Annotated in this window: 20 protein-coding genes and 1 pseudogene; 13 read left to right on the top strand and 8 right to left on the bottom strand. The window is 69.1% G+C overall.

What is annotated here, in order from left to right; translation table 11 throughout:
• Nucleotides 1-6 precede the first annotated feature (6 nt).
• From AC5Y5B_RS23235 to modA, 6 genes are all read right to left on the bottom strand, one after another.
• The gene (locus tag AC5Y5B_RS23235; RefSeq protein WP_500006903.1) at nt 7-1,035 is read right to left on the bottom strand and encodes a zinc-binding alcohol dehydrogenase family protein; all 1,029 of its coding nucleotides are present in this window, start codon (nt 1,033-1,035) and stop codon (nt 7-9) included.
• Nucleotides 1,036-1,082: 47 nt separating this feature from the next.
• Nucleotides 1,083-1,382 (bottom strand): GlsB/YeaQ/YmgE family stress response membrane protein, encoded by a 300-nt coding sequence (locus AC5Y5B_RS23230; RefSeq protein ID WP_112633456.1) that lies wholly within the window; start codon nt 1,380-1,382, stop codon nt 1,083-1,085.
• A gap of 146 nt (nt 1,383-1,528) precedes the next feature.
• Complete coding sequence (locus tag AC5Y5B_RS23225; RefSeq protein ID WP_500006897.1) at nt 1,529-2,599, bottom strand: alanine and proline-rich secreted protein Apa; 1,071 nt, start codon at nt 2,597-2,599, stop codon at nt 1,529-1,531.
• Nucleotides 2,600-2,721: 122 nt separating this feature from the next.
• On the bottom strand, nt 2,722-3,825 hold the full coding sequence (locus AC5Y5B_RS23220) for a sulfate/molybdate ABC transporter ATP-binding protein (RefSeq protein ID WP_112633450.1): 1,104 nt from the start codon (nt 3,823-3,825) through the stop codon (nt 2,722-2,724).
• Nucleotides 3,822-4,622, bottom strand: coding sequence for an ABC transporter permease (locus AC5Y5B_RS23215; protein WP_112633449.1), 801 nt, complete (start codon nt 4,620-4,622; stop codon nt 3,822-3,824). The genes AC5Y5B_RS23220 and AC5Y5B_RS23215 overlap by 4 nt, the downstream gene beginning before the upstream one ends.
• A gap of 9 nt (nt 4,623-4,631) precedes the next feature.
• Nucleotides 4,632-5,408 carry a molybdate ABC transporter substrate-binding protein gene (gene modA / locus AC5Y5B_RS23210; RefSeq protein WP_500006894.1) on the bottom strand — a complete coding sequence of 259 codons (777 nt, stop codon included), beginning with the start codon at nt 5,406-5,408 and terminating at the stop codon, nt 4,632-4,634.
• Nucleotides 5,409-5,590: 182 nt separating this feature from the next.
• On the opposite strand from modA, the gene AC5Y5B_RS23205 reads away from it, so the two are divergent.
• The 3 genes and pseudogenes from AC5Y5B_RS23205 to AC5Y5B_RS23195 all read left to right on the top strand — a co-directional run bounded on the left by AC5Y5B_RS23205 (nt 5,591) and on the right by AC5Y5B_RS23195 (nt 8,811).
• Nucleotides 5,591-6,268 (top strand): SDR family oxidoreductase, encoded by a 678-nt coding sequence (locus AC5Y5B_RS23205; RefSeq protein WP_500006891.1) that lies wholly within the window; start codon nt 5,591-5,593, stop codon nt 6,266-6,268.
• Between the two features lie 52 nt (nt 6,269-6,320).
• Nucleotides 6,321-7,239 (top strand): annotated as a pseudogene (locus AC5Y5B_RS23200) (LLM class F420-dependent oxidoreductase).
• Nucleotides 7,240-7,425: 186 nt separating this feature from the next.
• Nucleotides 7,426-8,811 (top strand): NAD(P)/FAD-dependent oxidoreductase, encoded by a 1,386-nt coding sequence (locus tag AC5Y5B_RS23195; RefSeq protein WP_500006889.1) that lies wholly within the window; start codon nt 7,426-7,428, stop codon nt 8,809-8,811.
• A 47-nt stretch (nt 8,812-8,858) separates the two neighbouring features.
• On the opposite strand, the gene AC5Y5B_RS23190 is transcribed toward AC5Y5B_RS23195, so the two are convergent.
• A complete protein-coding gene (locus tag AC5Y5B_RS23190) occupies nt 8,859-9,254 on the bottom strand; it encodes a PaaI family thioesterase (RefSeq protein ID WP_500006921.1) in 396 nt (131 codons plus the stop codon).
• A gap of 347 nt (nt 9,255-9,601) precedes the next feature.
• Here AC5Y5B_RS23190 and AC5Y5B_RS23185 point away from each other — a divergent pair, with 347 nt between their 5' ends.
• The 7 genes from AC5Y5B_RS23185 to mbtN all read left to right on the top strand — a co-directional run bounded on the left by AC5Y5B_RS23185 (nt 9,602) and on the right by mbtN (nt 17,111).
• Nucleotides 9,602-10,021 carry a BlaI/MecI/CopY family transcriptional regulator gene (locus tag AC5Y5B_RS23185; protein ID WP_112633444.1) on the top strand — a complete coding sequence of 140 codons (420 nt, stop codon included), beginning with the start codon at nt 9,602-9,604 and terminating at the stop codon, nt 10,019-10,021.
• 14 nt (nt 10,022-10,035) lie between these two features.
• Complete coding sequence (locus tag AC5Y5B_RS23180; RefSeq protein ID WP_112633443.1) at nt 10,036-10,986, top strand: M56 family metallopeptidase; 951 nt, start codon at nt 10,036-10,038, stop codon at nt 10,984-10,986.
• A gap of 99 nt (nt 10,987-11,085) precedes the next feature.
• Nucleotides 11,086-12,555, top strand: coding sequence for an NADP-dependent phosphogluconate dehydrogenase (gnd, locus tag AC5Y5B_RS23175; protein WP_500006882.1), 1,470 nt, complete (start codon nt 11,086-11,088; stop codon nt 12,553-12,555).
• 50 nt (nt 12,556-12,605) lie between these two features.
• Nucleotides 12,606-14,042, top strand: coding sequence for a GuaB1 family IMP dehydrogenase-related protein (locus tag AC5Y5B_RS23170; RefSeq protein WP_500006879.1), 1,437 nt, complete (start codon nt 12,606-12,608; stop codon nt 14,040-14,042).
• 53 nt (nt 14,043-14,095) lie between these two features.
• The gene (mbtL, locus tag AC5Y5B_RS23165) at nt 14,096-14,371 is read left to right on the top strand and encodes a mycobactin biosynthesis acyl carrier protein MbtL (RefSeq protein ID WP_112633440.1); all 276 of its coding nucleotides are present in this window, start codon (nt 14,096-14,098) and stop codon (nt 14,369-14,371) included.
• Nucleotides 14,364-15,926, top strand: coding sequence for a long-chain-fatty acid--ACP ligase MbtM (mbtM, locus tag AC5Y5B_RS23160; RefSeq protein WP_500006875.1), 1,563 nt, complete (start codon nt 14,364-14,366; stop codon nt 15,924-15,926). The genes mbtL and mbtM overlap by 8 nt, the downstream gene beginning before the upstream one ends.
• Nucleotides 15,927-17,111 (top strand): mycobactin biosynthesis acyl-ACP dehydrogenase MbtN, encoded by a 1,185-nt coding sequence (mbtN, locus tag AC5Y5B_RS23155; protein WP_500006871.1) that lies wholly within the window; start codon nt 15,927-15,929, stop codon nt 17,109-17,111. It abuts the gene before it with no gap.
• Here mbtN and AC5Y5B_RS23150 read toward each other — a convergent pair.
• Entirely contained in the window at nt 17,078-17,695 is a 618-nt protein-coding gene (locus AC5Y5B_RS23150; protein ID WP_500006866.1) for a GNAT family N-acetyltransferase, read from the bottom strand. The genes mbtN and AC5Y5B_RS23150 overlap by 34 nt on opposite strands.
• 307 nt (nt 17,696-18,002) lie before the next feature.
• Between AC5Y5B_RS23150 and AC5Y5B_RS23145 the strand changes: the two genes are divergently transcribed.
• From AC5Y5B_RS23145 to AC5Y5B_RS23135, 3 genes are all read left to right on the top strand, one after another.
• Nucleotides 18,003-19,373, top strand: a complete 1,371-nt coding sequence (locus AC5Y5B_RS23145) for a hemolysin family protein (RefSeq protein ID WP_112633436.1) — start codon at nt 18,003-18,005, stop codon at nt 19,371-19,373.
• Nucleotides 19,370-20,410, top strand: coding sequence for a hemolysin family protein (locus AC5Y5B_RS23140; RefSeq protein WP_500006859.1), 1,041 nt, complete (start codon nt 19,370-19,372; stop codon nt 20,408-20,410). The genes AC5Y5B_RS23145 and AC5Y5B_RS23140 overlap by 4 nt, the downstream gene beginning before the upstream one ends.
• A gap of 291 nt (nt 20,411-20,701) precedes the next feature.
• Nucleotides 20,702-22,909 carry a malate synthase G gene (locus tag AC5Y5B_RS23135; RefSeq protein WP_112633434.1) on the top strand — a complete coding sequence of 736 codons (2,208 nt, stop codon included), beginning with the start codon at nt 20,702-20,704 and terminating at the stop codon, nt 22,907-22,909.
• The last annotated feature ends 49 nt before the right edge of the window (nt 22,910-22,958 follow it).

Here is a 22,958-nt window from a genome sequence, read left to right as displayed (position 1 = left end):
GCCGGTTCACACCAGCAGCACCGCCGCCCCGGCGATGCGGCCCGCGCTCAGATCCGCCAGAGCCCGATCGGCCTGTGCCAGCGGATATTCCGGCGTCGTCACCTCGATGTGGTGCTTTCCCGCGAAGTCGAGGAAGGCCCGCGCGTCGGCCCGGGTGTTGGAGGTGACCGATCGGACCTGGCGTTCCTGGAACAGGTGCCGTTGGTAGTTCAGGGTCGGGATGTCGGACAGGTGGATCCCGGCGATGGCCAGGGTGCCGCCGCGGTCCAGCGCCTCGAGCGCGGGCAGCACCAGATCCCCCACTGGCGCAAACAGAATCGCGGCGTCCAGCGGCACGGGTGGTGGATCGGCCGCGCCCTGAGCCGACGCGGCGCCGAGCTTCAACGCCAGTTCCTGCGCCTGGGATCCGCGGGTCATCACGTGCACCTCGGCGCCTTGCGCCAACGCGACCTGCGCGGTGATGTGCGCGCTCCCGCCGAAACCGTAGAGCCCCAGGCGCCCACCGGGCGGCAGCTCGGCGCGCACTAGCGAGCGGTAACCGATGATGCCCGCGCACAGCAGCGGCGCCAGCTCGCTGTCGCTGTAGCCGACGGGCAGTGGGTGCGCGAAAGCGGCGGGGACCGTGGCGAACTCGGCGTAGCCGCCGTCGGCGTCCCAACCGGTGTAGCGGGACTGGGGGCACAGGTTTTCGTCGCCGCGACGACAGTACTTGCATACGCCGCAGGTGTGGCGCAGCCAGGCGATGCCCACCCGGTCCCCCACCCGGAATTCTCCGCCGGCCTCAGCGCCCATGTCGATGACCTCACCGACCACCTCATGGCCGGGCGTGACCCGCTCGCGATGCACGGGCAGGTCGCCTTCGGTGACATGCAGGTCGGTGCGGCACACCCCGCACGCGTGGACGGCCACCAGCAGTTCGGCGGGCCCCGGTCGCGGTACCTCGGTGGTGACCTGCTCCAGCGGGCCGGTGTTCATCGGCCCGGGGCGGCGCACGCGCCAGGCCCGCATTGCCGTGGTGGTCACCGACGGAGGCATTAATCCATCATGCCGCTAACCACCACGGCCGCAACGGGTTAAGCCGGTTACGTCCTGCGCACCATCCCGACGACCCAGAGCAGCAACAGGGCGCCGAGCAGTGCGGTGAAGAAGGTGAAGATGATGCCGCCGCCGGCGGTGTTGACGAAGAAGCTCAGGATGAAACCGCCGATCAGGGCGCCGACAATGCCGATGACGATGTCCATCAGGATGCCGGCTCCGCTGCCCCTGATGATCCTGCTGGCGAGCGCTCCGGCCAGACCGCCGATGATGATGTAGCCGATCCAGCCGACGCTGGTCAAAGTGCTGGAGCGGGCAAGAAATTCGGTAGCTGCCATGACAGTCATGAAAGTCTCCTTGCAATCGCTGACAAAGCCCAGCTATTTGCTGGGCGTCATCTCGGTATACCCAGTTTGGGTCACAAAATGAGTGCCGAATCGGAGACGGTTGACCAGTCGGTTTTCCGTTGCGGCCGAATCGATCGACGGCGCGGTCAGGCCGACAGGGTCTGCTGCGGTGTCGGTGTAGGGGTGGGGCTCACCTCGGAGGCGGGCGCCCCGCCCGGCGCCTGCGCGGGTGCTCCCGGCGCCGCGGGAGCCGCGGGAGCCGGTGCGGGCGCACCCGGGGCGGCCGGTGCCGCGGGTACCGCTGCTCCTGGTGCCGGCGCGGGCGCACCGGGGGCCCCCGGAACGGCGGGTGGTGCCGCCGGCGGCGTCCAGGCCTGGATCGACTCGGTGAGCGCCTTCGCCGCGCCCCGATCCACCGGGTCATTCGAGGTTCCGAGCCACACCACAAACCAGCGTTGGGCGGTGCCGCCGTTGGCCGCACCGATGACGCCCGTCCAGATCTGGCCGTTGGGCTTGGACGCGTCGCTGAACTTGACTTCGTAATACGACGCGCTGCCGGTGCTGCCGTTGCTCCCGTTGAGCGGGGTGGCGTCCTGGTTGATCCGGGTGCCGGGGTAGGGCATGAAGAACTCGCCCATGTCCGACCCCAGCCGCACGGCGGCCTTGGCGTCGTTGGCTTCCGCACTGGCGTAGAGCTTTTGGTCCAGGCGGCCCATCACGATGCGGGTGTCGTTGGCGACGGCCGGCGGCTGGTCAGGCATCGGCGGTGGGCCGGTGACCTTGCTCAGCAGCGCCGAGCCGTAGTCGAGGTGCGACGCGTCCGACTCCACCCAACCGGCGGGCAGGACGTAGCTGAATCCCCCGACCGCGTTGGTGATCCGCCCGGCGTTCGGGTCGGCCGGCGGTGGCGGCGGCGCGTTCGGGTCGACGGGTGGCGGCGGGGCGCCGTTCGGGTTGGCCGGCGGCGGCGGGGCGGCGTTGGGATCACCGGGCGCCGGTTGCCCGTTCGGCGCCTGGGCGGCCGGGGGCACCGTGGTCGCCGGCGCGCCGGGCGGGGCCGTGGCCGTGGTCGGCGGGACCGGGGTCGGCACCTCGGGATCGGCGTTCGAGGTTGCCGGCAACGCGATGGCGACTGCGCTGGCGCCGGTCACCGTGGTGATCGCCAGGGTCGTCCACAGTCCTTTGCGACGGGTCGAGGTCGGATCCACCTGCTCCATGGCGACGAACCTACCGTGTTACCGCTGTGACGCAAGGATGCATTGCGACGAATGCGGTGCCGATTTACCGATGTTGCCAATGTGCAACCTTGTTCGGACGGCGCGGCTCCTCGGCGGCCGGATCACCGGGCGGCGGGATGCAGCGCCACTTCATGGGCCTTGACCGAGAACCACACTCGGTCGCCGGGCACCAACTGCAGTTCCGAAGCGGCGTCGACGGTGATCTCCGCGGCCAGGCCCGGGGCGCCGTCGGGTTGCTGCGTACCGCGCACCAGCACCGCGGGGCCGCGGACATCCATTTCCGCGACCGTGACCTCGACGGTGTTGCGGGGGCTACCGTGCGGCCGGTCGCGGTAGACGGCCACCGCCGTCGGTGGAAACACCGCGATCGCGCGCTGTTGCGGCGAAAAGCCTTCACCGCCCTGCGCGGGGGCCGCATACCAGCGGTCGCCGGAGTCCGCGCGCAGCGAGCCGTCACCGCCAACGGTTCCATTCACCAGGTTGATGCCGGCGATCCGGGCCGCGAAATGACTGCGCGGTGAGGTGAGAACGGCTGGGACCGGACCGATTTCGGCGATCTTGCCCGCCTCCAGCACCAGGACGCGATCGGCCAGGGTGAACACGTCCAACAGGTCATGGGTGACCAGGACCGCCGCGCAGCCGATGCGGGTGATCACCCGGCGCAGCACCGCCCGGATCGCGGCGGCCGCGGCGACGTCGAGGCCGGCCAGCGGTTCATCGAGCAGCAACACGTCGGGTTCGGCGGCCAGCGCCCGGGCGATCGCGACCCGCTGAGCCTGCCCGCCGGACAGCTGCCGCGGCTTTCGGTCGGCCAGGCCCTGCGCGTCCACCTCGCGCAGCCAGCGCATTGCCGTCTCAGTCTCGGCGGCGCGGGCGCCGCGAAACCTCGCCCGGCGGCTGTGCGGCCCGAACGCGACGTTGGCGGCGACGCTCAGGTGCGGGAACAGGAGTGCGTCCTGCAGCAGCAGACCGACCCGGCGATCGTGCGTCGCCACGCTTGTCCCGGCCGCGGTGTCCGTCAGGACCCGATCCCCCAGCCGCACCACCCCGTGGTCGGGCCGAAGCAGCCCGGCGATGACATGCAGCACGGTCGATTTGCCCGCGCCGTTGGGGCCGAGCACGGCGAGCACCTCACCGGCGGACACCGAGAACTCTACGTCCACCCCGCGGTCCGCGACGACCGCGCGCAGCTGCAATTCGCTCATGATTGCCCGGTGTCAGTCCCGGTCAGCCGGCGGCTGCCTAGGCCCAGCACCACCAGGGCCGCCACGACCACCAGCAGGATCGACAGCGCCACAGCGGCATTGGCGTCGGTCACCCGCTGCAGGTAGATCTCCAGCGGCAGCGTGCGGGTCACCCCCTGGCGGGATCCGGCGAACGTCAGCGTCGCGCCGAACTCCCCCAGCGAGCGGGCGAAGGCCAGCACCGCCCCGGAGACCACCCCCGGCAACAGCAGCGGCAAGGTGACCCGCCACCAGACGGCGCTCGGGCGCGCCCCCAGCGTCGCGGCCACCAGCTCGAAATCGGCGCCCGCGGTGCGCGCGGCGCCCTCGAGGGAGATCACCAGGAACGGCAGCGAGACGAAGGTCTGCGCCAGCACCACGGCGGTGGTGCTGAACGCGATGCCGATGCCGGCGGCCTCCAGATACCGGCCGAGCAGTCCGAGCCGGCCGAACGCGTACAGCAGCGCGATGCCACCCACCACGGGCGGCAGCACCAGGGGCAGCAGGATCAGCGGCCGGAGCACGCGGACCACCCGCGCCGTGCTGCGCGCCAGCACCAGCGCCAGCGGCACCCCGAACATCACGCACAGCAGCGTGCTGGCGGCGGCGGTCTTCAGGCTCAGCAACAGCGCCGTGCGCGACGACGAGCTGGTGATCAGCGACCAGAAATGCGGCCAGTCGACCTTGACCGCGATGGCCAGCAGCGGCAGCACCACGAAGACGGCTCCCGCCGCGGCGGGGAGGTAGACCCAGCGGGGCAGATCCGTCGGCCGGTGCATGGGCGGCGCTCAGGGTTTCGCGAAGCCGGCCTCGGCCAGGACCTGCTGCCCGGTCGGCGAGGTCACCAGGTCGACGAACTTGTGCGCCTGCGTGGCGAGCGGTGCCTTCTTCAGCACGCCGATGGGATAGACGTTCACCGCACGGGCGGCCTCCGGGAACGCCACGGTCGCGACCTTGCCGCCGGCGTTCTTGGCGTCGGTGACATAGACCAGCGCGGCGTCGGCCTGGCCGCTGGTGACCTTGTTGAGCGCATCGGTCACGCTGGGTTCCTCGCTGATCGGGTTGAGGCGCACGCCGGTGCTGTCTTCGACGCGCCGGGTGGCCGCCCCGCACGGCACCGGCTGCTGGCAGGTCACCACGGTGAGGCCGGGTCCGGCCAGATCGGCGAAGGAGCCGATGCGCTTCGGGTTGCCCGGCGCGGTCACGATGACCAGCGTGTTCGATGCGAAGTTCGTCGGGTCGCCGCTCAGCAAGCCGGCCTTGCTGACCGTATCCATCTGCGCGGTGTCGGCCGAGGCGAACACGTCGGCCGTCGCGCCCTGCGTCAGCTGGGTCGCCAGATCGGACGAGCCGGCGAACTCGAAGTCGACGCCGACACCCGGATTCTGGGTCTTGAACTGCTGGGCGAGCTGGGTGAACGCCGGCTTGAGCGAGGCCGCGGCGAACACCACCACCTTGCCGGAGGTCTGCGAGGGCTGCGCAGACGGCGACGTCGAACCGCATCCGGCCAGCCCCGCTGCCAGCACCGTCGAAACCACCGCGGCCTGCATCCCGATCCGACGCATGGGTGAACCCTAGCCCGCCGATAATGCGGTCCGCCCGGCGGCTGAATCGCCGCAAGAAAGTGACCGCCGAATAGTTACGCAACTGATCCGCGCGTCGCACCGGCGAAAGTTTCGCCGGCTAGCTACTGTCCAGTAACATATCGGGGGATCGATGCCATAACGCGCGTGCACACGAGGAGGTCATGGCAGTGGAGGTGCTGGTTACCGGCGGAGACACGGAGCTGGGGCGCACGGTAGCCGAGGGCTTCCGCAATGACGGCCACAAGGTGACCCTGGTGGGCGCGCGCAAGAGCGACGTGGAGATCGCGGCCAAAGAGCTGGAAGTCGAGGCGATCGTCTGCGACACCACCGACCCGGCCAGCCTCGAAGAGGCCCGTCCCCTGTTCCCGCATCACCTGGACACCATCGTCCACGTGCCCGCGCCCACGTGGGAGGCCGGCGACCCGCGCACCTATTCGATCGCCGATACCGCCGGCGCGTGGCGCAATGCCCTTGACGCGACGGTGCTTTCGGCGGTGTTGACCGTGCAGGCCGTGGGCGATCACCTGCGCTCGGGTGGCTCCATCATCAGCGTGGTGCCCGAGAACCCGCCGGCCGGCAGCGCCGATGCCGCGATCAAAGCCGCGCTGTCGAACTGGGCCGCGGGCCAGGCGGGTGTCTTCGGCACCCGCGGCATCACCGTCAACGTGGTGGCGAGTGGACGCAGCGCCGAGGCCGGCTACGACGGGCTGTCGCGCACGCCGGCGCCGGTGGCCACCGAGACCGCCCGGTTGGCGCTGTTCTTGACCACGTCGGCGGCTCGCCACATCACGGGACAGACGCTGCACGTCAGCCACGGGGCGCTGGCCCGTTTCGCCTGAGGCGTAACGCGCGTCCTTCTTTCGGGCCGGGCCGGTCGCTACGGTAATTCTCGTGGCAATTCGACTCGGTCTGCAGATTCCCAACTTTTCCTACGGCACCGGGGTTGACCAACTCTTCCCCACCGTCATCGCCCAGGCCCGCGAAGCCGAATCCGCCGGATTCGACTCGGTTTTCGTGATGGACCACTTCTACCAGCTGCCGATGCTGGGCTCCCCCGATCAGCCGATGCTGGAGGCCTACACTGCCCTCGGGGCGCTGGCCACCGCCACCGAGCGGGTGCAGCTGGGCACGCTGGTGACCGGCAACACGTATCGACACCCGAGCCTGCTCGCGAAGATCATCACCACGCTGGACGTGGTGAGTCAGGGACGGGCGATTCTGGGCATCGGCACGGGATGGTTCCAGCTCGAGCACGAGCAATTGGGCTTCGAATTCGGCACCTTCACCGACAGGTTCAACCGGCTCGACGAGGCCCTGGAGATCATCTTGCCGATGATCTCCGGCGAGCGGGCCACCGTCTCGGGCAAGTGGTACCAAACCAGCGAGGCGTTCGCCAATCCCCGTTTCCGCGAACACATTCCGTTGATGATCGGCGGCAGCGGCGAGAAGAAGACCATCCCGCTCGCCGCCCGGCATTTCGACCACCTCAACGTGATCGCGGGGTTCGACGAGTTGCCGCGCAAGCTGGACGCCGTGCGCCGGTCCTGCGAGGAAGTGGACCGCGACCCCGCCACTTTGGAGACCAGCACGCTGACCCACGGTGCTGATCGACGACAACGCGAGCCTCGACCAGATTCCCGCCGAGATGACGCAACGCATGGTGGTCGGGACGCCGGACTCGGTCGCCGATCAGATCAAGTCCAAGGTGATCGACGCGGGCATCGACGGCGTCATCATCAACCTGCCCTTCTACACGCCCGGCGTCATCGAGGCGGCCGGCGCCGCGCTGCGTCCGATCGTCGGCCTGTAGGTCTTTGGCCAGCTCAGCGCGCTGGCCCACGCGGCATGACGAGTATCACTGTGGGCGACCAGCAGTGATACAGACGATGTGTTTGATTACACATGTTGCCAGCTAGGTTTGGGGGTATCCGCCTGACTAGCGTGGTGTCTGACTGCAGTCGCGCGTCCAGAAGCCCTCGTCAGGAGCAGCGGAAACATGAGCCCCCAGCCAGGAACGACAGATGGACCGGAGCGTCGTCACCAGGTCGTCATCATCGGCTCCGGTTTCGGCGGGCTGAACGCGGCGAAGAAACTCAAGCACGCCAACGTCGACATCAAGCTGATCGCCCGGACCACCCACCACCTCTTCCAGCCGCTGCTGTACCAGGTGGCGACCGGCATCGTGTCCGAGGGCGACATCGCACCGCCCACCCGGGTCGTGCTGCGCAGGCAGCGCAACGTCCAGGTGCTGCTCGGCGACGTCACCCACATCGATCTCGAGGGCAAGTTCGTGGTGTCCGACCTGCTCGGGCACAGCTACGAAACCCCCTACGACAGCCTGATCATCGCCGCGGGCGCCGGCCAGTCCTATTTCGGCAACGACCATTTCGCCGAGTTCGCCCCGGGCATGAAATCGATCGACGACGCCCTGGAGGTGCGCGGCCGGATCCTGAGCGCGTTCGAACAGGCCGAGCGCTCTCGTGATCCGGAGCGACGGGCCAAGCTGCTGACGTTCACGGTGATCGGGGCCGGGCCCACCGGCGTCGAAATGGCCGGGCAGATAGCGGAATTGGCGAAGGACACGTTGCGGGGCTCCTTCCGGCACATCGACTCGACGAAGGCGCGGGTGATCCTGCTTGACGCCGCGCCGGCCGTGCTGCCGCCCTTCGGCGAGAAGCTGGGTAAGCGCGCGGCCGACCGGCTGGAAAAGATGGGCGTGGAGATCCAGCTCGGAGCAATGGTCACCGACGTCGACCGCAACGGCATCACCGTCAAGGACTCCGACGGCACCGTGCGGCGCATCGAATCGGCGTGCAAGGTGTGGTCCGCCGGCGTGTCCGCCAGCCCGCTGGGCCGCGACCTCGCCGATCAGTCGTCGGTCGAACTGGACCGGGCCGGGCGCGTCAAGGTGCTGCCCGACCTGTCGGTCCCCGGCCACCCGAACGTGTTCGTGATCGGCGACCTGGCCGCCGTCGAGGGCGTGCCGGGTGTGGCGCAGGGCGCCATTCAGGGCGCCAAGTACGTCGCCAGCATCATCAAGGCCGAGCTCGGTGGCGCCAACCCCGCCGACCGGGAGCCCTTCCAGTACTTCGACAAGGGCTCCATGGCCACGGTGTCGCGGTTCTCCGCGGTCGCCAAGATCGGCCCGGTCGAGTTCAGCGGCCTGTTCGCCTGGTTCGCGTGGCTGGTGCTGCACCTGGTGTACCTGGTCGGGTTCAAGACCAAGATCAGCACGCTGCTGTCCTGGACGGTGACGTTCCTGAGCACCCGGCGCGGTCAGCTCACCATCACCGAGCAGCAGGCGTTCGCCCGCACCCGGCTCGAACAGCTGGCGGTGGTCGCCGCCGAGGCCAACCGGCCTGCGGCCAGACGCGCCAGTTAGCCTGTCCGACAACGCAATTCAGTGACCGCCGGGCACGGCTCGCCGGTTCAGCGGATCTCGAGGTTCTGCAGTCGCACCTGACCGCGGGCGACGACGCGGTCCTCGTCGTCGGTGATGGTGACCAACCACAACTGCTGGCTGCGTCCGCGGTGGATCGGCTCGACGGTGCCGTACACCATGCCCGAGCCGATCGAGCGCAAAAAGTCGGTGTTGTTGTTGACACCCACCACATTTCCGCCGCCGCGGGTGGCCAGCCACGTGTAGGCGGCCACGCTCGCCATGCTTTCGATCATCGAGCAGTAAACGCCGCCGTGCACCAAACCCATCGGCTGCAACAGCTTGGGGGTGACCTCGAGCTGGGCGCGCGCCCCGTCGGGGCTCAGTTCGGTGAATTGCAGCCCGATCTCGCAGTCGAAGGGTGCGGAGAAGTCCGGCGGGATCATGGCGTTCTGCGGCTCTGGCACGCCCATGTGTCTACACCATGGCTCCGCAGGCGATTGCGCAGCGGGATCTGGCCCGGAAAACGGCTGAGCCCCGTGCCTTGAAGGCACGGGGCTCGCCGATCGAGTAGACCGGGGGTCACTGCAGCCCTCAGGACTCTCACACGGTCCGTTATCGCTCGACTCGATCAGCATAGGCAAGGCTGCCCTAACTTTGCAAGGGGTATTGTTCTTCTTGTTCGCCCCGGGGGCGCGCGCGGCGGCCGACACAGTGATTTGTCAGCTTTCCGTACGACCGTCGGTAGTAAGCCGGAGTACGCTGGTTTCGACGCTCAGGAGATGAACGAACTATGGCCAAACTGACTCGGCTGGGGGATCTGGAACGGGCCGTCATGGACCACCTGTGGTCCACGCCCGAGCCGCAGACCGTTCGCCAGGTCCATGAGGCGTTGTCGGCTCACCGCGATCTCGCCTACACCACGATCATGACGGTGCTGCAACGGCTGGCCAAGAAGAACCTGGTCTCCCAGATCCGGGACGACCGGGCGCACCGATACGCGCCGGTGCACGGTCGCGACGAGCTGGTCGCCGGACTCATGGTCGACGCGCTGGCCCAGGCCGAAGATTCCGGGGGCAGGCAGGCCGCGCTGGTGCACTTCGTGGAACGTGTCGGCGCCGACGAGGCCGAGGCGCTGCGGCGCGCGCTCGCCGAACTGGAAGCCAATCAACGCAATAACTCGCCATCTGCTGGCGCTGCACCGGAGGCCTGAGGGACACTTACAGTGTGTCCGCGCTGGCTTTCACCATTCTCGCGGTGCTACTGACCGGTCCGGTGCCGGCGATGTTGGCACGCGCGCGCTGGCCGCTGCGCGCTCCCCGCGCCGCCATGGTGCTCTGGCAGGCCGTGGCGCTGGCCGCGGTGCTGTCGGCGTTTAGCGCCGGTATCGCGATCGCCACCCGACTGTTGATGCCCGGCCGCGACGGGCGTCCCACGACCAGCATCGTCGGCGCCGCCGACCGCCTCGGCTGGCCGCTGTGGACGGCATATGTCAGCGTCTTCGCGCTGACCGTGCTGGTCGGCGCCCGGCTGATGGTCGCCGTGGTCCGGGTGGCCATCGCCAACCGGAAACGACGGGCCCACCATCGCATGGTGGTCGACCTGGTCGGAGTCGGGCACGGCGCGGCGCTGTCCCAGCCCTGCGCCCGCACCCGCGACCTTCGCGTGTTGGACGTCCCCCAGCCGCTCGCCTACTGCCTGCCCGGCGTGCGCAGCCGCGTGGTGGTCAGCGAGGGAACGCTGAGCACGCTCGCCGACGCCGAGGTGGAGGCCATCCTCACCCACGAGCGCGCCCACCTTCGGGCGCGCCACGACCTGGTCTTGGAAGCCTTCACCGCCGTGCACGCGGCCTTCCCGCGACTGGTCCGCAGCGCCAACGCGCTCGGCGCGGTCCAGTTGCTGGTCGAGCTGCTCGCCGACGACGCCGCGGTGCGCGCCGCCGGTCGCGCTCCCCTGGCCCGGGCGCTGGTCGCCTGCGCGTCCGGGCGGGCCCCGTCGGGCGCGCTCGCCGCCAGCGGCCCCAGCACGGTGCTGCGAGTGCGCCGCCTGGGTGGACGCGGCAACAGTCCCCTGCTGTCGGCGGCGGCGTACCTGGCCGCGGCCGCCGTATTCGTGGTGCCCACGGTCGCGCTGGCCGTCCCGTGGCTCACCGAGCTGGAACGCCTGTTCAACCTCTGACGCCGCCAAGAACCGAGCACCCCGGGCGCGTCACTGTTCGCTGTGCCACAGTGTCACCGAAAGCTTTTCGGAAAGTTCTCCACATTGAGAGGCGACAACATGAGTCCGTCGGATGCCCACTCCGGATCCAAGACCGGCACCGCGCAGATCGGCGTCACGGGCCTGGCCGTGATGGGTTCGAACATCGCCCGCAACTTCGCCCGGCACGGCTACACGGTGGCGCTGCACAACCGCTCGGTCGCCAAGACGGATGCGCTGCTCAAGGAGCACGGCGACGAGGGCACGTTCGTGCGATCGGAGACCATCGCCGAGTTCCTGGACGCGCTGGAAAAACCGCGCCGGGTGCTGATCATGGTCAAGGCCGGTGACCCCACCGACGCCGTCATCAACGAGCTCGCCGAGGCCATGGAAGAAGGCGACATCATCATCGACGGCGGCAACGCCCTCTACACCGACACCATCCGCCGGGAGAAGGCCATCCGCGAGCGCGGGCTGCACTTCGTCGGCGCCGGCATCTCCGGCGGTGAGGAGGGCGCGCTGAACGGTCCGTCGATCATGCCGGGAGGTCCGGCCGAGTCGTACGAGTCGCTGGGCCCGCTGCTCGAGGAGATCTCCGCGCACGTCGACGGCGTCCCGTGCTGCACCCACATCGGCCCCGACGGCGCCGGGCACTTCGTCAAGATGGTGCACAACGGCATCGAATACTCCGACATGCAGCTGATCGGCGAGGCCTACCAGCTGCTGCGGGACGGACTCGGCAAGACCGCGCCCGAGATCGCCGACGTGTTCGCCGAGTGGAACAAGGGCGACCTGGACAGTTTTCTCATCGAGATCACCGCCGAGGTGCTGCGCCAGACCGACGCCAAGACGGGCAAGCCGCTGGTCGACCTCATCCTCGACGAGGCCGAGCAGAAGGGCACCGGCCGCTGGACGGTGAAGTCCGCGCTGGACCTCGGGGTGCCGGTGACCGGCATCGCCGAGGCCGTTTTCGCCCGGGCCCTGTCCGGCTCGGTCGCCCAGCGCAAGGCCACCACCGGCCTGGCTTCCGGTCGGCTGGGTGAAAAGCCAACCGACGCGGCGCAATTCATCGACGACGTGAGCAAGGCGCTGTACGCGTCGAAAATCATCGCCTACGCGCAGGGCTTCAACCAGATCCAGGCGGGCAGCGCCGAGTACGACTGGGGCATCACCCCCGGCGACATGGCGACGATCTGGCGCGGCGGCTGCATCATCCGGGCCAAGTTCCTCAACCGGATCAAGGAGGCGTTCGACGACGACGCCGACCTGCCGTCTTTGATCGTCGCGCCCTATTTCCGCAGCGCCATCGAGGAATCGATCGACGGCTGGCGCCGGGTCGTGGTGAAGGCCACCGAACTCGGCATCCCGATCCCCGGCTTCGCCTCGGCACTGTCCTACTACGATGCGCTGCGCACCGAGCGGCTGCCCGCCGCACTCACCCAGGGCCTGCGGGACTTCTTCGGCGCGCACACCTACGGCCGCATCGACGACGACCCGGCCAAGCGTTTCCACACACTGTGGAGCGGGGATCGCACCGAAGTGCCCGCGTAGCGGGCGCACCGAAGGCGTGAAGGGGGCGTGAGTTTGGTGGGGCCACTGCGATGAGGTTTCTCGACGGGCACAGACCCGCATACGACCTGACCTACAACGACGTCTTCGTGATGCCCAACCGTTCGGACGTCGCGTCCCGCTTCGACGTCGACCTGTCCACCGACGACGGCTCCGGCACCACGATTCCCGTCGTCGTCGCCAACATGACCGCGGTGGCGGGGCGCCGGATGGCCGAGACGGTGGCGCGGCGCGGCGGCCTCGTCATCTTGCCCCAGGATCTCCCGATCACCGCGGTGCAGCAGACGGTGGAGTTCGTCAAGAGCCGCGACCTGGTGCTCGACACCCCGGTGGTGCTCGGGCCCGACGACTCGGTGTCCGACGCGACCGCGCTGATCCACAAGCGCGCGCACGGTGTCGCGGTGGTGGCCTTCGAGGGCCGCCCACTCGGCCTGGTGAGCGAGTCGTCGTGCCTGGGCGTGGATCGTTTCACCCGGGTGCGCGACGTCGCGATGACCGATTTCGTCAGTGCCCCCGTGGGGACGGACCCGCGCAAGGTCTTCGATCTGCTCGAGCAGTCGCCCCTCGGTGTCGCGGTCGTGACCAACGCCGACGGCGCGCTGGCCGGCGTGCTGACCCGCACCGGCGCCATCCGCGCGGGCCTGTACACCCCGGCCGTCGACGCGCACGGGCGGCTGCGGGTGGGCGCGGCCGTCGGCATCAACGGCGACGTCGGGGCCAAGGCGCGGTCGCTGGTCGAGGCCGGCATCGACGTGCTGGTCATCGACACGGCGCACGGGCACCAGGTCAAGACCATCGAGGCGATCCGGACCGTCGCGGCGCTGCAGCTGGGGGTACCGCTGGTGGCCGGCAACGTCGTCTCGGCGGAGGGCACCCGCGACCTGCTGGACGCCGGGGCCAACATCGTCAAGGTCGGTGTCGGACCGGGGGCGATGTGCACCACCCGGATGATGACCGGTGTCGGACGTCCCCAATTCTCCGCCGTTGTCGAATGCGCCTCGGCCGCAAGGGAATTGGGGGGGCACGTGTGGGCCGACGGCGGCGTCCGGCACCCGCGGGACGTGGCGCTGGCGCTGGCCGCCGGGGCCTCCAACGTGATGATTGGGTCGTGGTTCGCCGGCACCTACGAGTCGCCCGGCGACCTGATGCGCGACCGCGACGACCAGCCGTACAAGGAGAGCTACGGCATGGCCTCCAAACGGGCGGTGGCCGCGCGTAGCGGGGCGGACACCGCATTCGACCGGGCCCGCAAAGCGCTGTTCGAGGAGGGCATCTCGACGTCGAGGATGGGGCTGGATCCGGCCCGCGGCGGCGTCGAGGACCTGCTCGATCACATCACCTCCGGGGTGCGCAGCACGTGCACCTATGTCGGAGCCGCAAACCTGGCGCAGCTGTATGACCGGGTGGTGATCGGGGTGCAGTCGACGGCGGGGTTCGCCGAGGGGCATCCGCTGCCGCAGGGGTGGTGACCCAACGCAGTAAGGCTAGCCTTGCCTAACTCAGGCTGCTAACCTACTGCGCCATGACCTCCTCTTCCCCCACCTCTTCGGCCTCCCCTTCTCAAGTCAGCGCGGAACTGCTCAGCATCTTGCGCGACGAACTCAACGTCGACCCGTCCCGCGTGACGCCCGACGCACGGCTGGTCGACGACGTCGGACTGGATTCGGTGGCCTTCGCCGTGGGCATGGTGGCGATCGAAGAGCGGCTGGGCGTCTCGCTGTCGGAAGAGGAACTGCTGAGCTGCGACACGGTCGCAGACCTGCAGGCCGCGATCGCCGCGAAACCTCGCGATGAGTGAACTGGCCGCGGCGCTGACGGACGCGATGCGCACGGGCACCAGCGAACTGGTTGTCTTCGACCGCGAGACGTCGACGTGGGGCCACCACCCCTGGCCGGAAGTGCACGGGCTGGCCGAGAGCATCGCCGCGTGGCTGCTCGATCGGGGGCGCCCGGCCGCGCTGGGGCTCGTCGGCGAGCCGACGCTGGAGTTCGTCGCCGCCATCGCGGGCGCGTGGCTCGCCGGCGCCGGCGTGTCGATCCTGCCCGGCCCGGTCCGCGGCGCCGAGGGCCGGCAATGGGCGGCGTCGACGCTGACCCGCTTCCGCGGCATCGGCGTGCGCACCGTGTTGAGCCACGGCTCGCATCTGGACGGTTTGCAGGCGCTCGATCCGCCCGGCCCCGACGACATGGTCATCGAAAGCCTTGCCGCGGCAGCGCATACGGGCCGCTCCTGCTCCGCGGTCGGCACCGGCGCGAATCCGGCGATCTTGCAGGGGACCGCGGGATCCACCGGCTCGCCCAAGACGGCCATGCTCTCGCCGGGCGCGGTGCTGGCCAACCTGCGCGGGCTCAATCAGCGCCTCGGTGTGACCTCGGCCGACGTCGGCTGCTCGTGGCTGCCGCTGTACCACGACATGGGCCTGTCCTTCCTGCTCGCCTCCGCGCTGGGCGGGATGTCGCTATGGCTGGCGCCCACCGCGGCCTTCACCGCCTCGCCGTTTCGCTGGCTGAGTTGGCTGTCGGAGAGCAGGACGACGATCACCGCCGCGCCCAACTTCGCCTACAACCTGCTGGGCAGGTATGCCCGCCGGGTCTCCGGCGTGGACCTCGGTGCCGTGCGGGTGGCCATCAACGGCGGCGAACCGGTCGACTGCGAGGGATACCAGCGGTTCGCCGAGGCGATGGCCCCGTTCGGATTCGACCCCGGCGCGGCCACGCCGTCCTATGGGCTGGCCGAATCGACCTGTGCCGTCACCGTGCCGGCGCCGGGCACCGGGCTGCGCGTGGCCAGCGTCGCCGACGAGACGGGGTCGCGTCGCCATGCCGTACTGGGCGAGCCGATTCCGGGCACCGAGATCCGCATCGCGCCGCACGACGACGCCCGGGGTCAGATCGGTGAGATCGAGATCCGCGGCGCGTCGATGATGGACGGCTACCGCGACCACCCGCCCGTGGACCGCGAGACCTGGTTCCCCACCGGCGATCTCGGCTTCTTCGACGAGGGCGGGTTGGTGGTGTGCGGCAGGGCCAAGGAGCTCATCACCCTCGCCGGGCGCAACATCTTCCCGACCGAGATCGAGACGGTCGCCGCGGGAGTCCGCGGAGTCCGGGAGGGCGCCGTCGTGGCGCTGGGCACCGGTGGACGGTCCGCGCGCCCCGGCCTGATCGTCGCGGCCGAATTCCGCGGGGCAGATCAGGCTGGCGCCCGCGCCGAGATCATTCAGCGCGTCGCATCTATGTGCGGCGTCGTTCCCTCCGACGTGATCTTCATGGCACCGGGGTCGTTGCCCCGAACGTCGTCGGGCAAACTGCGCCGGCTGGAAGTCCGGCGCACCCTGGAGGCGGTGGACTAAGTGACGACGACATCCGCGACAACCGGGGCATCCGACCCCACCCTCGACGACTACCGGCGTCTGCTCGCCGGCGCCTTCAATGACCGCGTGCTGGCCTGGACGGCCGAAGCCGAAGCGCAGCAACGCTTTCCGCGTGAGCTGATCGAGCACCTAGGCGACTGCGGTGTGTTCAGCCAGAAGTGGGGCTCCGGCCCGCTGCCCGACGTGGCGCGGCTGGTGGAATTGGCGCTCGCGCTGGGCGGGTTGTCGTCGGCCGGCATCGGAGTCGGCGTCAGCCTGCACGACTCGGCCATCTGCGTGCTGCGCCGATTCGGCAGGTCGGACTACCTCAAGGACCTCTGCGAGCGGGCAATTCGTGGCCAGGTCGTGCTGTGCATCGGGGCCTCCGAGGAATCGGGCGGCTCGGATCTGCAGATCGTTCGCACCGAAATATCTTCTCGGAATGGCGGTTTCGCCATTCGCGGCATCAAGAAGTTCGTGTCGCTGTCCCCCATCGCAGACCACATCATGGTGGTGGCGCGCAGCGTCGACCACGACTCCACCAGCAAACACGGCAACGTCTCGCTGATCGCGGTGCCCACCGCGCAGGTCAGCGTGCAGCGCCCCTACCGCAAGGTCGGCGCCGGGCCGCTGGACACCGCCGCCGTGCACATCGACACCTGGGTGCCCGCCGACGCCCTGATCGCGCGGGCCGGCACCGGGCTGGCCGCCATCAGCTGGGGCCTGGCGCACGAACGGATGTCGATCGCCGGGCAGATCGCCGCGTCGTGCCAGCGGGCGATCGGAATCACGTTGGCCCGCATGATGACTCGACGTCAGTTCGGTCACACGCTGTTCGATCATCAGGCGCTGCGGCTGCGGATGGCCGATTTGCAGGCGCGGGTCGATCTGCTGCGGCACGGTCTGACCGGCATCGCGGCGCAGGGCCGCCTAGACCTGCGGGCCGCCGCGGGAATCAAGGTGACCGCGGCCCGCCTCGGCGAGGAGGTGATGTCGGAGTGCATGCACATCTTCGGCGGCTCGGGCTATCTCGTCGACGAGACGCCCTTGGGGGCGTGGTGGCGTGACATGAAGCTGGCCCGGGTCGGGGGCGGCACCGACGAGGTGCTGTGGGAGTTGGTGGCCGCCGGGATGGCGCCCGATTACCGCGGCTACGAGGCGATGGTCGGGGCATTCAGCGCGTAGAGCGCCATGCGCCGGTTCGTCGTGTCGTGCTCACCGAGGAACTCACACCCCACGTACTCGCACAGCCTGCGCGCGGTGGTGTTGCGGTGATCGGGGTCGAACATGACCCGCCGGCACCGCGGCTCCATCGAGAAGACGCTGGCCACGATCCGGGGCAACAGCATCGGGCCCAGGCCTCGGTTCACCAGTTTCAGGTCCGCGATGGCGGCGTGCAGTCCCAGGTCGTACGGCTCGGCGTCATAATAGCGGGAGATCAAATCCTTTGCACCCCAATATAATTCGAGGTAGGCGCAATCCCTGCCGCGGATGCTGCCCAGCAATGGCAGTGAATACGTCCCGTCCAGCTGGGCGCTCAGGTGCTGCCGCCACCGCGGCGCGGGCCAGTCGTATTCCCACGCCTGCGCCAGATGCGGGCGATTCATCCACTCGGTCACCATCTCCACGTCGTCGAGCTGCGCAACGCGCATCTCGAAGGGCGGATCCAGCGTGGGGACCGGTGGTCGGGGAATGCGAGCGACCTCATCGGGGATATCGAAGCGTTCGCGCGGAAGAACATGAATGGACGGCGTCTGAGCGTCGGACATAGTGCGGCAGAGCCTACCGGGTAAGGTTAGGCAACCCATACTCTGGCCGTGCGATGAGCCGAGCTGACCGGAGTGGCCCGGACTGGGCGGCGCCGTGCGGCCGCGGCCCGGGCTAGCATAAGACAGCAAAGACGGAAGCAACCGCGACCGCCCCGCCATCTGGCAGCGAAAGGATCGACGTGCCGCAGGCACCCGTGCAGGCCATCGGCTTGCGGGCGCACGGGCCGTCAGACGAATCGCCCGACGCGGAGCCTCCCCCGGCGCGTTCCCCGCTCGTCAACGCTTTCCCGCCGGGGCGGCGTAGGCCATGAACGTCACCGTCGCCGTGATCAGCGTTGTGGCGATCGCGGTGCTCATCTTCGGCAACGCCGTCTTCGTTGCCGCGGAGTTCTCGCTGACCACCCTGGACCGCAGCGCGGTCGAGGCCAACGCCCGCGGCGGCGGACGGCGCGATCGCTGGATCCGCCGCGCCCACCACCGGTTGTCGTTTCAGCTGTCCGGCGCCCAGCTGGGCATCTCGGTGACCACGCTGGCGGCCGGTTACCTGACCGATCCCATGGTGGACGACCTGCCGCACCCGTGGCTGGATGCCATCGGCATACCCGACAACGTCGGCGACGCGATCATGGCCTTCCTGGTGCTGGTGATCGTCACGTCGGTATCGATGGTGTTCGGCGAGCTCGTCCCCAAATACCTCGCGGTGGCCCGGCCGCTGTCCACGGCCCGCGCAGTCGTGAGCGCCCAGCTGCTGTTCTCGCTGCTGCTGACCCCGGCGATCCGGCTGACCAACGGCGCGGCCAACTGGGTCGTGCGCCGGCTGGGCGTCGAACCCGCCGAGGAGCTGCGGTCGGCCCGTTCACCGCAGGAGCTGTTGTCGCTGGTGCGTTCGTCGGCGCGCAGCGGCGCGCTGGACGCCGCCACGGCCGCCCTGGTGCGCCGATCGCTGCAGTTCGGCACCCTGAGCGCCGAGGAGCTGATGACGCCCCGGTCCAAGATCGTGGCGCTGCAGACCGATGACACGGTCGCCGACCTGGTGACCGCGGCCGCCGAGTCCGGATTCTCCCGCTTCCCCATCGTCGACGGCGACCTGGACGAGACGGTCGGCATCGTGCACGTCAAGCAGGTGTTCGCCATCCCGCGCGCCGAACGGGCCCGCACCCGGCTGATCACGGTGGCCCAACCCGTTCCCAAGGTGCCGTCCACCCTGGACGGCGACGCGGTGATGGCCGAGATCCGGGCCAACAGCCTGCAGACCGCGCTGGTCGTCGACGAATACGGCGGCACCGCAGGCATGGTGACCGTGGAGGACCTGATCGAAGAGATCGTCGGCGACGTCCGCGACGAGCACGACGACGCCACCCCGGACGTGGTGCCCGCCGGCAGCGGCTGGCGGGTGTCGGGCCTGCTGCGCATCGACGAGGTGGCCGCCGCCACCGGATTCCGGGCGCCCGAAGGCCCCTACGAGACCATCGGCGGGCTGGTGCTGCGCGAGATCGGTCACATCCCGGTGGCCGGTGACACGGTCAAGCTGCCCACGCTGGACGCCGACGGCCTGCTGGACGCGGTGACCCGCTGGCAGGCGACGGTCATCCGGATGGACGGCCGCCGGATCGACCTGCTCGAGCTGATCGAACTGAGCAATCACGGCGAGGTCCCCGCCGCCGGGGGGCGCCGATGAGCGACACCATGGGCCTGCTGCTGGCCTGCCTGCTGATCGGCATCAACGCGTTCTTCGTCGGCGCGGAGTTCTCGCTGATCTCCGCGCGCCGCGACCGCCTCGAGGCGCTGGCCGAACAGGGCAAAGCGGCCGCGGTCACGGTGATCCGCGCCGGGGAGCAACTGCCGTCGATGCTGGCCGGTGCCCAGTTGGGCGTCACGGCCGCGTCTCTGCTGCTCGGGCGGATCGGCGAGTCGGCGGTGTCCAACGTGCTGCGAACCGCGCTGGGGCTCACCGGCATTCACCCGGCGCTGCTGCACACGCTGTCGTTCGCGATCGCGCTGGCGATCGTGGTGACCCTGCACGTGCTGCTGGGCGAAATGGTGCCGAAGAACATCGCGCTGGCCGGCCCCGAGCGCACCGCGATGCTGCTGGTCCCGCCGTATCTGGCCTACGTGCGCGCCGCCCGGCCCTTCATCGTGTTCTACAACAAGTGCGCCAACGTGGTGGTGCGCGCGTGCGGCGTCGAACCCAAGGACGAGCTGGAGATCACAGTCTCGCCCGTCGAGCTCAGCGAGATGATCGCGGAATCCGAATCCGAAGGCTTGCTGGACCGCGAGGAACGCACCCGGCTGACCCGGGCGCTGCAAATCCGCCACCGCGTCGTCGGTGACGTGGCGGTTCCCCTGGCCGCAGTGCATGCGGTACCGGTGGCCGCGGCGGGTTCGGGGCCGACCGTCGGGGCGGTCGAGCAGGCCCTGGCCCAGACCGGCTACTCCCGGTTCCCGGTGGCCAGCGTCAGCGGCGTGTTCGTCGGATATCTGCACATCAAGGACGTGCTGACGCTCGACGACGATCCGCTCACCGTCATCGATCTGGCGATGGTGCGGCCGCTGCCGCGGCTGTCCCGGTCACTGCCGCTGGCCGATGCGCTGTCCCGGATGCGCCGCAGCAACAGCCATCTGGCGTTGGTGACCGACGAAACCGGCGCCGTGGTCGCGATGGTGGCGATGGAAGACCTGGTTGAAGACCTCGTCGGGACCATGCGCGAGGCGTAGCGACACTGGCCGGCCGGAACGCTCGCCCGCAGCCCGTATGATCTTCACGGCTACCAGTTAAGAAGGTGCTGGAGAGCGAACGACCGCTGGCGCGCGGAACATGCGTTGCTGGACACAGATCCCGGTGCTCGCCGCAGCGTCGTTCTTGGGGCTGTCAGCGCGGCCTGACCTGCACCTGGCGGGTCGGGCGAATAACGCTTGCCACGCTGCGCTCGGTAGGCTGATGACATTGCCAATCTGGGCCCGTCCGGCCCACGGACGGTCCAGTGCGGCCCATGACGGAGGAGAATCATGACTGATCGCGTGTCGGCGGGGAACCTGCGGGTCGCCCGGGTGCTCTACGACTTCGTGAACAACGAGGCGTTGCCCGGCACCGACATCGACCCGGACAGCTTCTGGGCGGGCGTCGACAAGGTGGTCACCGACCTCACCCCCAAGAACCAGGATCTGCTGCGCCGGCGTGACGAGCTGCAGGCCCAGATCGACAAGTGGCACCGGCAGCGCGTCATCGAGCCGCTCGACATCGAGGCGTACCGCAAGTTCCTCACCGAGATCGGTTACTTGCTGCCCGAACCCGCCGACTTCACCATCACGACCTCCGGCGTCGACGACGAGATCACCACGACTGCCGGCCCGCAGCTGGTGGTTCCGGTGCTCAACGCGCGGTTCGCGCTGAACGCGGCCAACGCCCGCTGGGGCTCGCTGTATGACGCCCTGTACGGCACCGATGTCATCCCGGAAGACGACGGCGCCGAAAAGGGGTCGAGCTACAACAAGGTCCGCGGCGACAAGGTCATCGCCTACGCGCGCAAGTTCCTCGACGAAGCGGTGCCGCTGGAGTCCGGGTCGTGGGCCGACGCGACGGGCCTGTCCGTCGAGGACGCCCAGCTCAAGGTCGCGACCGCCGACGGCTCCGTCGGCCTGGCCAGCCCGGAGAAGTTCGCCGGCTACACCGGCGAACTGGGCTCGCCCAGCTGGTCGGTCCTGCTGGTCAACCACGGACTGCACATCGAGATCCTGATCGATCCGGAATCGCCGATCGGCAAGACCGACTCGGCGGGCATCAAGGACGTGGTCCTGGAATCGGCCATCACGACGATCATGGACTTCGAGGACTCGGTGGCCGCCGTCGACGCCGACGACAAGGTGCTCGGCTACCGCAACTGGCTCGGCCTGAACAAGGGCGATCTGTCCGAAGAGGTCAGCAAGGACGGCAAGAGCTTCACCCGGGTGCTCAACGAGGACCGCACCTACTCCACACCCGACGGCGATGGCGAGCTGACGCTGCCCGGCCGCAGCCTGCTGTTCGTGCGCAACGTGGGGCACCTGATGACCAACGACGCGATCGTCAGAACCGAGGCCAACGGCGAAGAAACAGAGGTGTTCGAGGGCATCATGGATGCGCTGTTCACCGGCCTGACCGCGATCCACGGGCTCAAGACCGGTGAGGCGAACGGCCCGCTGGCCAACAGCCGCACCGGATCCATCTACATCGTCAAGCCCAAGATGCACGGCCCCGACGAGGTCGCCTACACCTGCGAGCTGTTCAGCCGCGTCGAAGACGTCCTCGGTCTGCCCCAGGGCACCCTGAAGGTCGGCATCATGGACGAGGAACGGCGCACCACCGTCAACCTCAAGGCCTGCATCAAGGCCGCCGCCGACCGGGTCGTGTTCATCAACACCGGCTTCCTGGACCGCACCGGCGACGAGATCCACACCTCGATGGAGGCCGGCCCGATGATCCGCAAGGGCGCGATGAAGAGCACCGCGTGGATCAAGGCCTACGAGGACGCCAACGTCGACATCGGGCTGGCGGCCGGCTTCAAGGGCAAGGCCCAGATCGGTAAGGGCATGTGGGCGATGACCGAGCTGATGGCCGACATGGTCGAACAGAAGATCGGCCAGCCCAAGGCGGGCGCGACCACCGCGTGGGTGCCCTCGCCGACCGCGGCCACCCTGCATGCGATGCACTACCACTACGTCGACGTGGGCGCCGTGCAGGAGGAGCTCGCCGGCAAGAAGCGCACCAAGATCGAGGAGTTGCTGACCATCCCGCTGGCCAAGGAACTGGCCTGGGCTCCCGAGGAGATCCGCGAAGAGGTCGACAACAACTGCCAGTCCATCCTGGGCTACGTGGTGCGCTGGGTCGCCCAGGGCGTCGGCTGCTCGAAGGTTCCCGACATTCACGACGTGGCGCTCATGGAAGACCGTGCCACGCTGCGGATTTCGAGTCAGTTGCTGGCCAACTGGCTGCGCCACGGGGTGATCACCGAGGAGGACGTCCGGGCCAGCCTGGAGCGGATGGCCCCGCTGGTCGACGAACAGAACGCCAAGGACGCGGCATACCTGCCGATGGCGCCCAACTTCGACGACAGCCTGGCGTTCCTCGCCGCCCAGGATCTGATCCTGACCGGAACGCAGCAGCCCAACGGTTACACCGAGCCGATCCTGCATCGCCGTCGGCGGGAAGCCAAGGCACGCGGCCCACAGTCGAACTGAGCCCGCTCAATTCGGGTTCGAGCATGGCATAGGGCCGCCGGTGACTAAG

It is taken from the genome of Mycobacterium sp. NGS33 (genome assembly GCF_059812885.1).
This window is presented reverse-complemented; position numbering and strand designations above follow the sequence as displayed.

Bases quoted from the DNA above. Each gene is read 5' to 3' on its own strand.
- AC5Y5B_RS23235 (WP_500006903.1), bottom strand. From the start codon at position 1,035: ATGCCTCCGTCGGTGACCACCACGGCAATGCGGGCCTGGCGCGTGCGC.
- AC5Y5B_RS23230 (WP_112633456.1), bottom strand. From the start codon at position 1,382: ATGACTGTCATGGCAGCTACCGAATTTCTTGCCCGCTCCAGCACTTTG.
- AC5Y5B_RS23225 (WP_500006897.1), bottom strand. From the start codon at position 2,599: ATGGAGCAGGTGGATCCGACCTCGACCCGTCGCAAAGGACTGTGGACG.
- AC5Y5B_RS23220 (WP_112633450.1), bottom strand. From the start codon at position 3,825: ATGAGCGAATTGCAGCTGCGCGCGGTCGTCGCGGACCGCGGGGTGGAC.
- AC5Y5B_RS23215 (WP_112633449.1), bottom strand. From the start codon at position 4,622: ATGCACCGGCCGACGGATCTGCCCCGCTGGGTCTACCTCCCCGCCGCG.
- modA (WP_500006894.1), bottom strand. From the start codon at position 5,408: ATGCGTCGGATCGGGATGCAGGCCGCGGTGGTTTCGACGGTGCTGGCA.
- AC5Y5B_RS23205 (WP_500006891.1), top strand. From the start codon at position 5,591: ATGGCAGTGGAGGTGCTGGTTACCGGCGGAGACACGGAGCTGGGGCGC.
- AC5Y5B_RS23195 (WP_500006889.1), top strand. From the start codon at position 7,426: ATGAGCCCCCAGCCAGGAACGACAGATGGACCGGAGCGTCGTCACCAG.
- AC5Y5B_RS23190 (WP_500006921.1), bottom strand. From the start codon at position 9,254: ATGATCCCGCCGGACTTCTCCGCACCCTTCGACTGCGAGATCGGGCTG.
- AC5Y5B_RS23185 (WP_112633444.1), top strand. From the start codon at position 9,602: ATGGCCAAACTGACTCGGCTGGGGGATCTGGAACGGGCCGTCATGGAC.
- gnd (WP_500006882.1), top strand. From the start codon at position 11,086: ATGAGTCCGTCGGATGCCCACTCCGGATCCAAGACCGGCACCGCGCAG.
- AC5Y5B_RS23170 (WP_500006879.1), top strand. From the start codon at position 12,606: ATGAGGTTTCTCGACGGGCACAGACCCGCATACGACCTGACCTACAAC.
- mbtL (WP_112633440.1), top strand. From the start codon at position 14,096: ATGACCTCCTCTTCCCCCACCTCTTCGGCCTCCCCTTCTCAAGTCAGC.
- mbtM (WP_500006875.1), top strand. From the start codon at position 14,364: ATGAGTGAACTGGCCGCGGCGCTGACGGACGCGATGCGCACGGGCACC.
- AC5Y5B_RS23150 (WP_500006866.1), bottom strand. From the start codon at position 17,695: ATGTCCGACGCTCAGACGCCGTCCATTCATGTTCTTCCGCGCGAACGC.
- AC5Y5B_RS23145 (WP_112633436.1), top strand. From the start codon at position 18,003: ATGAACGTCACCGTCGCCGTGATCAGCGTTGTGGCGATCGCGGTGCTC.
- AC5Y5B_RS23140 (WP_500006859.1), top strand. From the start codon at position 19,370: ATGAGCGACACCATGGGCCTGCTGCTGGCCTGCCTGCTGATCGGCATC.
- AC5Y5B_RS23135 (WP_112633434.1), top strand. From the start codon at position 20,702: ATGACTGATCGCGTGTCGGCGGGGAACCTGCGGGTCGCCCGGGTGCTC.